A 13,176-nucleotide genomic window follows, 5' to 3' on the forward strand; every position below is an offset into this window, starting at 1 on the left:
ACACGTCAACTGGCGTGACCCTGCGACTCTGCTTAACAACTGACCGCCAAGATCGAACAGAGATCGAGGAGGTCAACTTCAGCTAGACTGAACCGAAGCAGGGAGCCCCGATGTTCGCCACTGTTCACCCGCATCCGAAGGATTTGGGGGCATGGCAGGGGGCACCAAGCGAGTAGAGCAGAGACGATAACCAATCAAATCATGCCCTTACAGCGACAATTCCTGTTCAACGTGTAAACCTGGACCGGCCCGCAGGCCCGCTCGGGTCTGCGCGACTGTGCTCCCTGCCATCCCTGTCTGCCCTTGGGCTGGCAGGGATTTTTTCTGGTGGCTTCCATTCCATAGCACCCCACGCCAGGCAGTCCATCTATTCCCCCTTTGCTGGGTTTCTCACGCATGAATACCGGAATCCTCTACGCCACTCTGGCCTATGTCGCCTGGGGGCTGTTCCCGCTGTACTTCAAGCAGCTGGCTGACGTGCCCTCGCTGGAGGTGGTGATGCACCGCACGCTGTGGTCGCTGGTGGTGGTGTTGGCGCTGCTGGCGGTGCGCAAGCAATGGGTGTGGATGGCGTCCGTGGCGCGCCAGCCGCGTGTGCTCGGGGCGTTTGCGTTGTCGGCGGTGCTGTTGTCGGGCAACTGGCTGACCTACGTGTGGGCGGTGCAGAACCACCATGTGGTCGATGCCAGCTTGGGGTATTTCGTCCTGCCGCTGGTCAATGTGGCGCTGGGTTTTGTGTTCCTGCGCGAGCGCCCCCGGCCGGGGCAGTGGCTGGCCGTGGCGGTGGCTGCGGCCGGTGTGCTGTGGCTGGCGGTGCAGGCAGGGCGCCTGCCCTGGATCGCACTGGTGCTGGCCTTGACCTTTGGGTTCTATGGCTTGTTGCGCAAGGTGGCGGTGCTGGGCGCGCTGGAGGGGCTCACCCTGGAGACACTCATGCTGGCGCCGGTGGCTGCCGTGGTGCTGGCCTGGTGGAGTTGGCAGGGACAGGGCGCGTTGGTGCAGGGCGATGTGTCCACCGTGGGCTGGTTGCTGTTGGCCGGGCCCATGACGGCCGTGCCTTTGCTGCTTTTTGCAGCGGGCGCTCGGCGCATCCCCATGTCCACGCTGGGTATCCTGCAATACATCTCGCCCAGTCTTCAGTTTGCGCTGGGAGTGTGGGTGTACCACGAGGCCTTTCAGCCCGCGCGCCTAGTGGGCTTTGCGCTGATCTGGGCCGCGCTGGTGGTGTACAGCATGGAGGGCTGGTGGATGCGCCAGCGCGTGGCGGCCGCGTAAATCGACGGAGGGCAGATTGTTGCCACCTGGCCTACTGGAAAACGCGCAGTTTGATTTTGTCAGCCACACGTAAGATCCTGCGATTTGTCTGACGGGTGCTGCGCGAGTGCCGTGGCCCCGCCCACCCCACCTATCCAGGCCTGAGCCCGCCACCACATGCTTTTTGGACGCAAAAACCTGTTTTCGGCGACGGATGCCTTCCCGTTGACCGATGCCGTGCTGGAGTTCGACGATTCGTCGTCGGTCGCCGTCCGACCTGGGCGGCGCGCGCTGGATGGCTTTGGTCCCCGGGGCGAGCGCGGCGCGCAGTCCAAGTGGTGGGCCGTGGCGGGGCTGATTGGCCTGTACGCCGTGGCCCTGGCTGGGTTTTATGCGCTGGGCGTGGTGGGTGCCCAGGTGCTGTGGGTGTTGGCCGGTCTCACGGCAGCGGGCTTTGCAGTGTTCGGAGCCTTGTTCCGCTCGGGCCTGCACCACAAACTGCGGCTGCGCCACCTCCAGCTGGGCATCGTGGTGGCGTCCATCAGCGGCATGCTGGTGGTGTTCTACCTGGAGCCCGTTACGCAGATTCTGGTGGCGCCCTTCATGTTTTTGGCGGTGGCCTACGGCATCTTTACCGTGCCCCGGCGCACGCTGCTGGTGTTGACGGCCGTGGTGTTGTGCGCTTATGCGGCAGTGGTGGCCGCGCACTATGCAGAGCAGGGCAATGACGCCTTGTTGCGGCTGGAGCTGATGCATCTGCTGGCGCTGGCCGTGTCGGTGCCAGCGTTTATCGCGCTCATGGGCCGCGTGCAGCGGCTGTATCGCAGCCTCTACCGGGCCAGCCGCAAGATCAAGAATATCCAGGAAGACGCGCAGCGCGACACCTTGCTGGGCTGCTTTAACCGCCGCTACATCCTGGCCGCGCTCGAAGAACAAAAGCAGCTGGCCGACGAAAGCGGGATTCCGCTGTGCCTGGCGGTGCTGGACATCGACCATTTCAAGCGCATCAACGACGAGATGGGCCACCTGGGGGGCGACGAGGTGCTACGTACCTTTGCCCGCATTGCGCAGCAGGGCGTGCGTGGTGGCGATGTGTTTGGGCGGTACGGCGGCGAGGAGTTCTTGCTGATCTTCCCGGCGACCTCGCTGCTGCCCTCGCTCAACACCTGCGAACGTATCCGGGCCCAGGTCGAGTCGCATGCCTGGACGGGCCTGCTCAAGGGCCGCGTGACGGTGTCCATCGGCGTGACCCAGTATGTGCTGGGGGAGTCGGTGCTGGAGTTCTTCTCGCGGGCGGACACCGCCATGTACATGGCCAAGGAGGGCGGGCGCAACCAGGTGGTCGTCGAGGAGCCCATTGCCAAAGGCGATTCGCAGCTGTCGGACCTGTCGATCCCCAGCAGCCACGCTTTCCTGTAACTGCTGACCATCTGCTGGCGGTCTGCAGGCTATGGTTTGCGCTGGCTGGGTTGACAAGCGGCCTGCAGTGACCACACTGGGCGCTTGTTCCCACCTCCCGCGTGGGTGGCATCGCACCTTTTTTGCGCCTGCGCGTGGGTGCCGATGCACCGGCCCCGCGTCCGTTCCATGCCCCCATCCACCGACCTGTCGGCCGAGTTCACCATCGCCCAGCAGCGTGTGCGCCTGCTGCAGCAGCAACCACAGGCTTTCCCGCATCCCGTAGACCCGATGGAGCCCGTGGAATGTATCGAGACCCATATCTCCTGGGTGCTGCTGGCCGGTGACTTTGCCTACAAGTTCAAAAAGCCATTGCAGCTGGATTTTCTGGACTTCAGTACCCAGGCGCTGCGACATGCGGCCTGCGAGGAAGAGCTGCGCATCAACCGCCGCACGGCGCCGGGCCTTTACCTGGGCCTTGTCGGATTGGTGGACGGTGCGGCAAAAGATGCTTCTGCCACGCTCCGGCTGGTGTCGTGGCAAGACGCTCCACCAGGCGCCGAGCCCGCCGTGAGGATGCGGCGTTTTGCCCAGGAGGCACTGCTCGCCACCGCATTGGATGCGCATCGCGTGTCGCCTGCGCAGATCGACCAGCTGGCGCGCCACGTAGCGCAGTTCCACGCGGCAGCCGCCGTCGCATCAGGTGCCGACACCTGGGGCACGGCGGTGGCGGTGCGCGCGCCGGTGGACGACTGCCTGGCTGCCCTGCTTGCCCCCGTGACAGGCGCACTGCCTGGTCATGGTCCGTTGCTGGCGCAGGTGGCCGACTGGTGCCGGCAGCAGGGGCAGGCCCTGGCCGCCGCGTTCGAGGCACGGCGGCCAGCCGGTCGGGTGCGCGAATGCCATGGCGATTTGCACTTGGCCAACATTGCGCTCATCGACGGCGAGGCCCAGCTGTTCGACGCCCTTGAGTTCAACCCTGCCTTGCGCTGGATCGACTGTGTGGCCGACATCGCCTTTGTGGTGATGGACCTCGCGGCCCATGGTCGGGCGGATCTGGCCTGGCGGTTCTTGAACCGGTGGCTGGAACACGCCGGGGACTACGCAGGCCTGGTGGTGTTGCGTTACTACGGCTGTTACCGTGCTCTGGTGCGGGCGCGGGTTGCTGCCCTGCGGATGGACCCCGCCGGTGGCGGTAGTGGCAGCGTGCAGGCTGCGCAGACCATGGAGGAGTATCTGGAACTGGCGGGGGGCTTTGCAGGACAACGGCCTGCACGCTGGCCCATGGCACGCCCTGCCACGTTGTGGTTGGCCCATGGCTTTTCGGGCGCGGGCAAGAGCAGCCATGCGCTGGCCTTGGCGTGCCAGCGTGGCATGGTGCGTGTGCGGGCCGACGTGGAGCGCAAGCGCCTGTTTGGCCTGGCGCCCGACGCTGTCAGCGACGGTATACCGGGCGGCATCTACACCGCCGAGGCCACACTGCGCACGCACCAGCGGCTGGCGCAAGTGGCGCGCGAGGTGCTGGCAGCAGGCTACTCCGTGATCGTCGATGCCACCTTGCTGGACCGTGATGCGCGTACGCTTTTCCTGGCGCTGGCCGATTCTGCACAAGTGCCCTGCCACATCCTGTCGTTCGAGGCTCCCTTGCCGGTGCTGCGCGAGCGAGTGCGCCAGCGTGCGCTGGCCGGAGGCGGTGCGTCAGAGGCCGATGTGGCGGTGCTGGACGCCCAGTGGGCCCGCGCCCACCCCCTGCAGCCTCACGAAGAGGCCATCACGCTGCACGTGGACACCACGGCGCCCGTGGACTGGGACCGTCTGCTGCCGCCCTGATCCCGGTGATCTTGGCGGGCCGCTACATGGCCAGATGCCCCGGCATGAAGTACAGCAGCACGCTGGTCATCACCAGGTAGCGCAGAAACTTGCCCACAGCCATGTAGGCCAGGCACGGCCAGAACGGCAGTTTGAGCCAGCCGGCCACCGCGCACAGCGGGTCGCCCACCACCGGCAGCCAGCTCAGCAGGCAGGCAGGCGCGCCAAAGCGCTTGAGCCAGTTCAGCGCCCGCACCTCGGTGGCATTGCCGCGCGCCTTGTCCACGGCCTTGTGCGCGCCCAGGCCCATCCACCAGCTCACGCCGCCGCCCAGGGTGTTGCCTGCAGTGGCCACCACGATGGCGGGCCAGAACAGGTCGGGGTTGAGTTTGATAAGGCCAAACACGGCGGGCTCGGAGCCCAGTGGCAGCAGCGTGGCCGAGACGAACGACACCACAAAGACCGTGCTCAGGCCGAACTGCGGCAGGGCCAGCCATTCGAGCAGCTGGTGCATCCATATTTCCATAGCTATCGAGTGTAGGGGCGGGTGGGGGCCCCATTCGCCCAGGGGGGCTCTGTCCTACAGCGGCGTGCGCCATCGGCGCATGGCTGGGTTGTGGGGGCTTTTGTATCGTGAAAACACATTGGCCCTGAATGACAAACCCAGGAGGTTGCCCATGCCCGTATTGCCCACAACACCCGCGCCACGCCGCTTGCACCCCTCTGTTGCCTTGCCTTTCGCGACCCGCTGGTCATCGGTGGCTGTGGCCCTGTGGTTGGCGGCTTGTGTGCACAGCCCCCAGGCCGCCGTGTCCGCCCCCGTGTTGCAAGGAGAGCCAACGCTGTGGGAGCACGCTGCCCCGGCGCCTTGCGACAAGGCGCCCGCCGCGCGGTCGGCGCTAGAGCGCATTGGCCGCGAGCTGCAGTCTCACGGCATGGCGCTGCAGGCCACATGCAACACCACCAGCGGTGGCTGGGTGGTGCAGGTGCAGGTGGTGGACGGCACCAAGGCCCACAAGGTGGTGCGTGGGCCACTGGCCGACGGGCAGGCCGTGGACATGGGCACCCCGGCGGGCGCTGCGCGGTCGGAGGCGGCGGCAGGTGCCAGCGGTTTCTCGCCGGATGTGCTGCACAACCGCCGGTGGCTGCGGGCGCTCATGGCGCGCCACCAGTTCGACAACCTGCCGGATGCCTGGTGGCATTTCGCGCAGCGGGGTGTGCCGCCCGCACAGGCTGCAGACACCGATCTCGCTGCCCGGTGAGGCTGCGGCGCCTGCGCCATGGGTTCCGACGGGGTCGAGGGAGAGCGTCTGGTGGGCTGAGTCAATGGAGCCCGGTCGGCAGATAGATAAGGTGTGTGCTCCATTTCAGTTGCTGAAATTTTGAGCAGGTACAATCCCGCCTCCTTTTTCAGCATCTGTTGCTGCCTCCCCCTCCCTATCCCCGCCCATGCAAATTGGCCACATTCCTTTGGCGAACCGGTTGTTCGTCGCCCCGATGGCGGGCGTCACCGATCGGCCGTTCCGCCAGCTGTGCAAGGCGCTGGGTGCGGGCTATGCGGTGAGCGAGATGGTGACCTCGCGCAAGGACTTGTGGAACAGCCTCAAGACCTCGCGCCGGGCCAACCATGAAGGGGAGCCGGGGCCCATTGCCGTGCAGATCGCCGGCACCGATGCGCCGATGATGGCCGAGGCTGCGGTCTACAACGTGGAACGCGGCGCGCAGATCATCGACATCAACATGGGTTGTCCGGCCAAGAAGGTCTGCAACAAATGGGCGGGTTCCGCCCTGATGCAGAACGAGGCCCTGGCCGTGGAAATTGCCGAGGCCGTGGTGCAGGCCTGCGCGCCCTTCAACGTTCCCGTCACGCTGAAGATGCGTACCGGCTGGTGCCAGGAGCACAAGAACGCGGTGGCCCTCGCCCGCGCGTTCGAAGGTGTGGGCATCCAGATGCTCACCGTGCACGGCCGCACGCGCGAGCAGGGCTACAAAGGCCAGGCCGAGTACGACACCATCGCAGCCGTCAAGGCGGCGGTGAAGATCCCCGTGGTGGCCAACGGCGACATCACATCGCCCGAAAAGGCGCGCGATGTGCTGGCCGCTACCGGCGCCGACGCGATCATGATCGGCCGCGCCGCTCAGGGGCGGCCTTGGATCTTCCGCGAGATCGGCCACTTCCTGGCCACGGGCGAGCACCTGGCGCCACCGCTGGTGGCCGAGGTGCGCCGCCTGCTGCTGGACCACCTGCAAGACCACTACCGCCTGTACGGCGAGCTGACCGGGGTGCGCAGTGCACGCAAGCACATTGCGTGGTACCTGCGCGCGCTGCCGGGCGGCGAAGCCTTGCGGGCACATATCAATACGATCGAAGACTGCACCACGCAGTGGCAGACCGTGGCCGACTACCTGGACGCCCTGGGCCAACAGATGGACCGGCTGCCCGCTGCCACCGACGTGGACGCAGAACCAGAAGAACAAGAGGGATTGGTTGCATGAGCAAAAAACATATCGAAGAATGCGTGCGCGAAAGCCTGCAGGGCTACTTTCGCGACCTGGGCGGCGAGACGCCCGATGGCATGTATGACATGCTGGTGCGCGTGGTCGAAAGGCCGCTGCTGGAAGTCGTGATGCAACAGGCCGACAACAACCAGTCGCGCGCCGCCGAATGGCTGGGCCTGAACCGCAACACCCTGCGCAAGAAGCTGGTCGAGCACAAGCTGCTCTGATGGATTGTCTCTGTTTGCTATTAATTTGATAGCTATTGGCGCATGATTCACGAGCGCTATAGCCCGTTTTTATTCAAAACCTCCGCACCACCACCATGAACGCACTCCTCTCCGTCTCCGACAAGACCGGCATCGTCGAATTCGCGCAAGCGCTGCACGCGCTGGGCATCAAGCTCTTGTCCACCGGCGGCACTGCCAAGCTGCTGGCCGACAAGGGCCTGCCCGTGACCGAAGTGGCCGAAGTCACCCAGTTCCCTGAGATGCTCGACGGCCGCGTGAAGACGCTGCACCCCAAGGTGCACGGCGGCCTGCTGGCCCGCCGCGAGTTGCCTGCCCACATGGCGGCACTCAAAGAACACGGCATCGACACCATCGACCTGCTGGTGGTCAACCTCTACCCCTTTGAAGCTACCGTGGCCAAGGCCGGTTGCACGCTGGCCGATGCCATCGAGAACATCGACATCGGTGGCCCCGCCATGGTGCGCAGCGCCGCCAAGAACTGGAAGGACGTGGGCGTGATCACCTCGGCCGACCAGTACGAAGCCGTGCTGGCCGAGCTGAAGGCGGGCGGAAAGCTGCCTGACAAGCTGCGCTTTGCGCTGTCGGTGGCTGCGTTCAACCGCATCGCGCAATACGACGGCGCCATCAGCGACTACCTCTCGTCCGTCACGTTCGAAGAAGAAAAACTGTCGGAAACCTACGTGCCTGCGCGCACCCAGTTCCCCGGCCAAAGCAACGGCATCTTCACCAAGGTGCAAGACCTGCGCTATGGCGAAAACAGCCACCAGCAGGCCGCGCTGTACCGCGACCTGCACCCCGCGCCCGGCTCGCTGGTGACCGGCGTGCAACTGCAGGGCAAGGAGCTGAGCTACAACAACATCGCCGACGCCGATGCAGCGTGGGAATGCGTGAAGAGCTTTGACGCCGCCGCCTGCGTGATCGTCAAGCACGCCAACCCCTGCGGCGTAGCCGTGGGCCTGGATGCGCTGGACGCCTACAGCAAGGCCTTCCAGACCGACCCCACCAGCGCCTTCGGCGGCATCATCGCCTTCAACCGCGTGGTGGACGGCGCAGCGGCTGCGCAGGTGAGCAAGCAGTTTGTCGAAGTGCTGATGGCTCCCGACTTCACGGCCGAGGCGCTGGAGATTTTCAAGGCCAAGGCCAATGTGCGCCTGCTCAAGATCGCGCTGCCCGCACACGGTGGCAAGACCGACTGGGAACGCGGCCGCAACGCCATGGATGCCAAGCGCATTGGCTCGGGCCTGCTGCTGCAGACGGCCGACAACCACGAGCTGTCGCTCATCGACCTCAAGGTCGTGACGCAAAAGCAGCCCACGTTGGAAGAAATGGAAGACCTGCTGTTCGCCTGGAAGGTCGCCAAGTACGTTAAGAGCAACGCCATCGTCTTCTGCAAGGGCGGCATGACCATGGGCGTGGGCGCTGGCCAGATGAGTCGCCTAGACTCGGCCCGCATCGCCAGCATCAAGGCCAGCCACGCTGGTTTGACGCTGCAAGGCACGGCGGTGGCCAGCGACGCTTTCTTTCCCTTCCGCGACGGGTTGGATGTGGTGGTGGACGCTGGCGCGACCTGCGTGATCCAGCCCGGTGGTTCGATGCGCGATAACGAAGTCATTGACGCAGCGAATGAGCGTGGCGTGGCCATGGTCTTCAGCGGCGTGCGCCACTTCCGCCATTGATTCGACCGGCGGGCACCCAACAAAAAGCGGCTTCCTTGGAAGCCGCTTTTTTATGTCCGTTGTCAGGATGAAGGTGAGGTTCAGGTGCCGAAATTCATCGGCAGTCCGACATAGTTCTCGGCCAGCGAAACCGAGGCAGCCCGCGAGTTCACCAGGTAGTCCAGCTCGGCCTCCTGGATCTTCTGGCCGAACTCGCCCGTCTCTGGAAAACGGTGCATCAGCGAGGTAAACCACCACGAGAAGCGCTCGGCGCGCCACACGCGGCGCAGGCAGCGGTCGGAGTAGGTGTCGATGCCAACGGCTGATTTTTCTGTGTAGAACTCGGTCAGTGCGGTCCACAGGTAACCCACGTCGCTGGCTGCCAGGTTCAGGCCCTTGGCACCGGTGGGTGGCACGATGTGGGCGGCGTCGCCCGCCAGGAACATGCGGCCAAAACGCATGGGCTCGGCCACAAAGCTGCGCAGCGGGGCAATGCTCATCTCCAGCGCCGGGCCGGTGACCAAGTTGGCGCGTGCCTCAGGGTCCAGGCGGTTGCCCAACTCGGCCCAGAACTGGTCGATGGTCCAGTTCTCGATCTTGTCGGTGCTGGGCACCTGCACGTAGTAGCGGCTGCGCGTGGCGCTGCGCATGCTGCACAGCGCAAAGCCGCGCTCGGTGTTGGCATAGATGAGTTCGTGCGACACCGGTGGCACGTCGGCCAGCACGCCCAGCCAGCCAAAGGGGTACACGCGCTCATAGGTCTTGAGCAGATCGGCGGGCGCGCTGGCGCGGCACACGCCGTGGTAGCCGTCGCAGCCCGCGATGAAGTCGCAGGCCAGCTCGTGGGTCTGGCCGTCCTTCTCATATGTCACGCGTGGGTGCTGGCCGTTGAAGTCGTGCACTTGCACGTTCTGCGCGTCGTACACGGTGGTCAGCCCTGCGGCGGCGCGTGCATCCATCAGATCGCGGGTGACTTCGGTCTGGCCGTACACCGTCACGCGGCTTCCGCCGGTGAGTTCGTGCAAGTTGATGCGGTGGCGCTGGCCCTTGAACAGCAGCTCGATGCCGTCGTGCGGCAGGCCCTCAGCGTGGGCGCGGGCACCCACACCGGCCTTGTCCAGCAGGTCCATGCTGACCTGCTCCAGCACCCCGGCGCGGATGCGGCCGAGCACGTAGTCGGGACTGCGCTGCTCGACGATGACGGCATCAACGCCTGACTTGTAGAGCAACTGACCGAGCAGCAGGCCGGCGGGGCCTGCACCAATGATGGCAACCTGGGTGCGCATGAAAGACCTTTGGGAATGGGGATGGTGGATAACGAGAACCAGTGGCTTGGAGCGTAGATTGATCCAGATCAAAGAGATATTTGGCACTGCCGATTGCGTGCGATAAATCGATGCTTTGTGCGATGATCGCGCAGTCTTCAAGGGGGCAACGCTTTGAACCTCCGTGGGGTATCGCAAGCCCTGTTCCCCACGCCCGGCCCGCAGGCGAGCACCCACCACGTCACACACCATGGCCTCCACCCCCATTGCCAAGGCAGACTTCATCGAAGGCATGGCCAAAGGCATGGCCGTGCTGGAGAGTTTTGACACCGAGCGCCAGCGCCTGAATGCCACGCTGGCGGCGCAACGCACCGGGCTCACCCGTGCAGCGGCGAGGCGGCACCTGTTGACGCTGGCACACCTGGGGTATCTGGAGACGGATGGCAGCTACTTCTGGCTGGCGCCCAAGGTGCTGCGGTTTTCGGGCAGCTATCTCGCTTCAGCACGGCTGCCGCGCGTGCTGCAGCCCACGCTGAACCGGCTGGCGGCACAGACCCAGCAGTCCTTCTCGGCGGTGGTGCTGGACGGCGACGAGGTGGTGATCGTGGCGCGCAGTGGTGTCTATGGCGCGCCGGCGCGGGTGCTGGCCTATGGGCTGCACCTGGGGGCGCGGTTGCCGGCCCACCCAACGTCCACCGGGCGGGTGCTGCTGGCGGCGCTATCCCCGGCGGCATTGACCGCGTGGCTCAAGAACCGCCCTTTGCACCGCCTCACGCCCCAAACGATCACGCAGGTGGGTCTACTGCGGCAGGCGATCACCCAGGTGCGGCGCGACGACTACTGCCTGGCCGTGGAGGAGCATGAGCTGGGCGTGCACGCCCTGGCAGTGCCGCTGCGCAACCTGCAGGGGCAAACGGTGGCGGCGCTCAACGTGGTGGCATCGCCCCAGCAAATGCAGGCGCAGACGCTGCAGCGCGACATGCTGCCGCTGCTGCAGGAGGCCGCGCGCGAGCTGCGGGGACTGCTGTAGCGGCGGGGTGTTGCCTGGTGTCGTGTTTGCGACCCATCCAACCGCCATCAGAACCCCAGCCGGAACCCCAACCGTTCGGGCTGAGCCTGTCGAGGCCAGGGCGCAGTCTTGCGCTGCGCTTCGACAGGCTTAGCGTGAACGGTGATGGGGGATGCGCGGCTGGATTGTGATCGACGGGTGGGGTGCTGCGCGGCTGGCCCTCAAGCTGCGACGATGTGGCCCACGCCCGCGGTGCCCGCCACCACCTTGAGGGATTTGTCCGTGCTGGCGGTGTAGCTGCGGCTGGTGATGGTGCTCACGTACACCCAGTCGGCCCGGCATTCGGTGGCCGTGGCGGTGACCACCATGTAGCCGCGGCGCGAGGTGTCGCAGTATTGCAGCGGGCCAATCAGCTGTTCGAGCGCGCCTGCCAGCGTGGCGGGCTTTTCATGGGGCAGATATTCCTCAAACCCGGGCGAGGTGACGGACGAGGTAGCGAACTCCACGCCCACGGCTTTGCCGTTCATGTCCTGCAGCTCGTTGGCCCAGGCGTTGTGCGTGTCGCCCGCCAGCACCACCAGGTTCTTGCCCAGGCTGCGCGAGGTGGCCAGCACCGTCTCGCGCGCGGCCTGGTAGCCGTCCCAGGCGTCCAGGTTGTAGGGGATGGAGGGCTGCGCCAGGATGGCCTGCTCGGCGGGCGTGAGGCTGCTGGGGTTGCTTTGTGCACGGGCCACCAGGGCTGCGTACTGGCTGACGCTGACGCCTGCGCCGGGCTGCAGGGTTTCCATGAGGATGGGCGCAGGGATGTTCATGCGCCCCATCAGCACCTGCTGGCCCAGCACCTGCCAGGTGGCGGTGGATGCGGCCATTTGCTGCTGCAGCCACTGCGTTTGGGTGGTGCCCATCAGCTGGCGGCTGGTGTTGCCCACTGCCGCCGTGAAGCCCGCCGCATCAAAGCCGCTGGCGGTGAAGTACTTGCCGTAGCTCAGTTGCTCGTCGCGGGCGATGACGCGGGTGTCGAGCATGTGCAGGGCCACCAGGTTGCCAAAGGCAAAGCTGCGGTAGATCAGCTCAGGCTGCGTGTTGCGGGTGGGCATCCACTCGTGGTAGGCCTGCATGGCGGCTGCCTTGCGAACGCTGAAGCTGCCTTCGGTGGCGCTTTGGTGGTTTTCTGCGCCGTCGCGCCAAGTGTCGTTGGTGACTTCGTGGTCGTCCCACACGGCAATCATGGGGGCAGCGGCGTGCAGGGCTTGCAGGTCGGTATCGGTTTTGTACTGCGCGTGGCGCTGGCGGTAGTCGGCCAGGCTCACGATTTCATTGGCGGGTGCGGACAGGCGGCCCATGGCGCCTGCGTTGGCCGAGGCGTAGCCGCCCTGGCCGTATTCGTAGATGTAGTCGCCCAGGTGCACGGTGGCGTCCAGGTCGTTGCGCTTGGCCGCGTCGGCGTACACGTTGAAGTAGCCCGCTGGGTAGTTGGCGCACGAGAACACCGCCAGCTTGACCTGCGCCACGCTGCCCGTGGGCAGGGTGCGGGTGCGGCCGGTGCTGGATGTGGCTGCATAGGCCTTGAAGCGGAAGTGGTACGCAGTGGCGGCCTTCAAGCCGCTGGCATCCACCTTGACGGTGAAGTCCTTGCTGGCGAGCGCGGTGGCCTGCCCCTGCGCCACGAGGGTAGTGAAGGTGCTGTCAGTGGCCACTTCCCAGCTCACCGGGATGTCGCTGGTGTGGCCAGCGGGCGGCGTCACACGGGTCCACAGCATCACGCGGTCGGCCAGTGGGTCGCCGCTGGCAATGCCGTGGGCAAACTGCACGGCGGGCACGTCGTCGCTGCCGCCGCAGGCGGCCAGGGGCAGGGTGCCCAGGGCAGCGGCGGCCAGACCCATCTGGCGCACAAAGCGGCGGCGGCTGGGGTGGGCCTCGGCGGCGTCGCGGATGGGGTGGGGGGAGGAGAGTAGTTTGTCGGTCATGGCGCAGGCCGGTGGGGTAAAGCCACCGAGACTGCCTGCGCCGCATGACGACGGTGTGAACCGGGCGGAGGC

At 65.8% G+C, this 13,176-nt stretch carries 11 protein-coding genes; 8 read left to right on the forward strand and 3 right to left on the reverse strand.

Annotated elements, in window-relative coordinates:
• Positions 1-396: 396 nt before the first annotated feature.
• The 3 genes from rarD (at position 397) to OIN59_RS11555 (ending at position 4,482) form a co-directional block, all read left to right on the forward strand.
• Positions 397-1,275, forward strand: coding sequence for an EamA family transporter RarD (gene rarD, locus OIN59_RS11545; RefSeq protein ID WP_274110377.1), 879 nt, complete (start codon positions 397-399; stop codon positions 1,273-1,275).
• A 156-nt stretch (positions 1,276-1,431) separates the two neighbouring features.
• Positions 1,432-2,673 (forward strand): GGDEF domain-containing protein, encoded by a 1,242-nt coding sequence (locus OIN59_RS11550; RefSeq protein WP_274110379.1) that lies wholly within the window; start codon positions 1,432-1,434, stop codon positions 2,671-2,673.
• A gap of 168 nt (positions 2,674-2,841) precedes the next feature.
• Positions 2,842-4,482 carry a bifunctional aminoglycoside phosphotransferase/ATP-binding protein gene (locus tag OIN59_RS11555; RefSeq protein ID WP_274110381.1) on the forward strand — a complete coding sequence of 547 codons (1,641 nt, stop codon included), beginning with the start codon at positions 2,842-2,844 and terminating at the stop codon, positions 4,480-4,482.
• A gap of 22 nt (positions 4,483-4,504) precedes the next feature.
• Here OIN59_RS11555 and OIN59_RS11560 read toward each other — a convergent pair whose 3' ends face one another.
• Complete coding sequence (locus OIN59_RS11560; RefSeq protein ID WP_274110383.1) at positions 4,505-4,987, reverse strand: YqaA family protein; 483 nt, start codon at positions 4,985-4,987, stop codon at positions 4,505-4,507.
• A gap of 151 nt (positions 4,988-5,138) precedes the next feature.
• Between OIN59_RS11560 and OIN59_RS11565 the strand changes: the two genes are divergently transcribed.
• The 4 genes from OIN59_RS11565 (at position 5,139) to purH (ending at position 8,884) form a co-directional block, all read left to right on the forward strand.
• Entirely contained in the window at positions 5,139-5,723 is a 585-nt protein-coding gene (locus OIN59_RS11565) for a M15 family metallopeptidase (RefSeq protein ID WP_274110385.1), read from the forward strand.
• A 187-nt stretch (positions 5,724-5,910) separates the two neighbouring features.
• Positions 5,911-6,957 carry a tRNA dihydrouridine synthase DusB gene (dusB, locus tag OIN59_RS11570; RefSeq protein ID WP_274110387.1) on the forward strand — a complete coding sequence of 349 codons (1,047 nt, stop codon included), beginning with the start codon at positions 5,911-5,913 and terminating at the stop codon, positions 6,955-6,957.
• The gene (locus tag OIN59_RS11575) at positions 6,954-7,187 is read left to right on the forward strand and encodes a Fis family transcriptional regulator (protein WP_015015597.1); all 234 of its coding nucleotides are present in this window, start codon (positions 6,954-6,956) and stop codon (positions 7,185-7,187) included. Before dusB ends, OIN59_RS11575 begins: the two co-directional genes overlap by 4 nt.
• 95 nt (positions 7,188-7,282) lie before the next feature.
• Positions 7,283-8,884 (forward strand): bifunctional phosphoribosylaminoimidazolecarboxamide formyltransferase/IMP cyclohydrolase, encoded by a 1,602-nt coding sequence (purH, locus tag OIN59_RS11580; protein ID WP_274110396.1) that lies wholly within the window; start codon positions 7,283-7,285, stop codon positions 8,882-8,884.
• Positions 8,885-8,964: 80 nt separating this feature from the next.
• Here purH and pobA read toward each other — a convergent pair whose 3' ends face one another.
• Complete coding sequence (pobA, locus tag OIN59_RS11585; RefSeq protein WP_274110398.1) at positions 8,965-10,149, reverse strand: 4-hydroxybenzoate 3-monooxygenase; 1,185 nt, start codon at positions 10,147-10,149, stop codon at positions 8,965-8,967.
• 229 nt (positions 10,150-10,378) lie between these two features.
• Between pobA and OIN59_RS11590 the strand changes: the two genes are divergently transcribed.
• Entirely contained in the window at positions 10,379-11,158 is a 780-nt protein-coding gene (locus OIN59_RS11590; protein WP_274110400.1) for an IclR family transcriptional regulator domain-containing protein, read from the forward strand.
• Positions 11,159-11,358: 200 nt separating this feature from the next.
• Here OIN59_RS11590 and OIN59_RS11595 read toward each other — a convergent pair whose 3' ends face one another.
• On the reverse strand, positions 11,359-13,104 hold the full coding sequence (locus OIN59_RS11595; protein WP_274110402.1) for an alkaline phosphatase D family protein: 1,746 nt from the start codon (positions 13,102-13,104) through the stop codon (positions 11,359-11,361).
• Between the last annotated feature and the right edge of the window lie 72 nt (positions 13,105-13,176).

The organism is Acidovorax benzenivorans (assembly GCF_028680575.1).
Taxonomy (GTDB): Bacteria; Pseudomonadota; Gammaproteobacteria; order Burkholderiales; family Burkholderiaceae_C; genus Acidovorax; species Acidovorax benzenivorans.

Excerpts from the sequence above, each read along its gene's own strand:
- rarD (WP_274110377.1), top strand. The coding sequence starts at position 397 with ATGAATACCGGAATCCTCTACGCCACTCTGGCCTATGTCGCCTGGGGG.
- OIN59_RS11550 (WP_274110379.1), top strand. The coding sequence starts at position 1,432 with ATGCTTTTTGGACGCAAAAACCTGTTTTCGGCGACGGATGCCTTCCCG.
- OIN59_RS11555 (WP_274110381.1), top strand. The coding sequence starts at position 2,842 with ATGCCCCCATCCACCGACCTGTCGGCCGAGTTCACCATCGCCCAGCAG.
- OIN59_RS11560 (WP_274110383.1), bottom strand. The coding sequence starts at position 4,987 with ATGGAAATATGGATGCACCAGCTGCTCGAATGGCTGGCCCTGCCGCAG.
- OIN59_RS11565 (WP_274110385.1), top strand. The coding sequence starts at position 5,139 with ATGCCCGTATTGCCCACAACACCCGCGCCACGCCGCTTGCACCCCTCT.
- dusB (WP_274110387.1), top strand. The coding sequence starts at position 5,911 with ATGCAAATTGGCCACATTCCTTTGGCGAACCGGTTGTTCGTCGCCCCG.
- OIN59_RS11575 (WP_015015597.1), top strand. The coding sequence starts at position 6,954 with ATGAGCAAAAAACATATCGAAGAATGCGTGCGCGAAAGCCTGCAGGGC.
- purH (WP_274110396.1), top strand. The coding sequence starts at position 7,283 with ATGAACGCACTCCTCTCCGTCTCCGACAAGACCGGCATCGTCGAATTC.
- pobA (WP_274110398.1), bottom strand. The coding sequence starts at position 10,149 with ATGCGCACCCAGGTTGCCATCATTGGTGCAGGCCCCGCCGGCCTGCTG.
- OIN59_RS11590 (WP_274110400.1), top strand. The coding sequence starts at position 10,379 with ATGGCCTCCACCCCCATTGCCAAGGCAGACTTCATCGAAGGCATGGCC.
- OIN59_RS11595 (WP_274110402.1), bottom strand. The coding sequence starts at position 13,104 with ATGACCGACAAACTACTCTCCTCCCCCCACCCCATCCGCGACGCCGCC.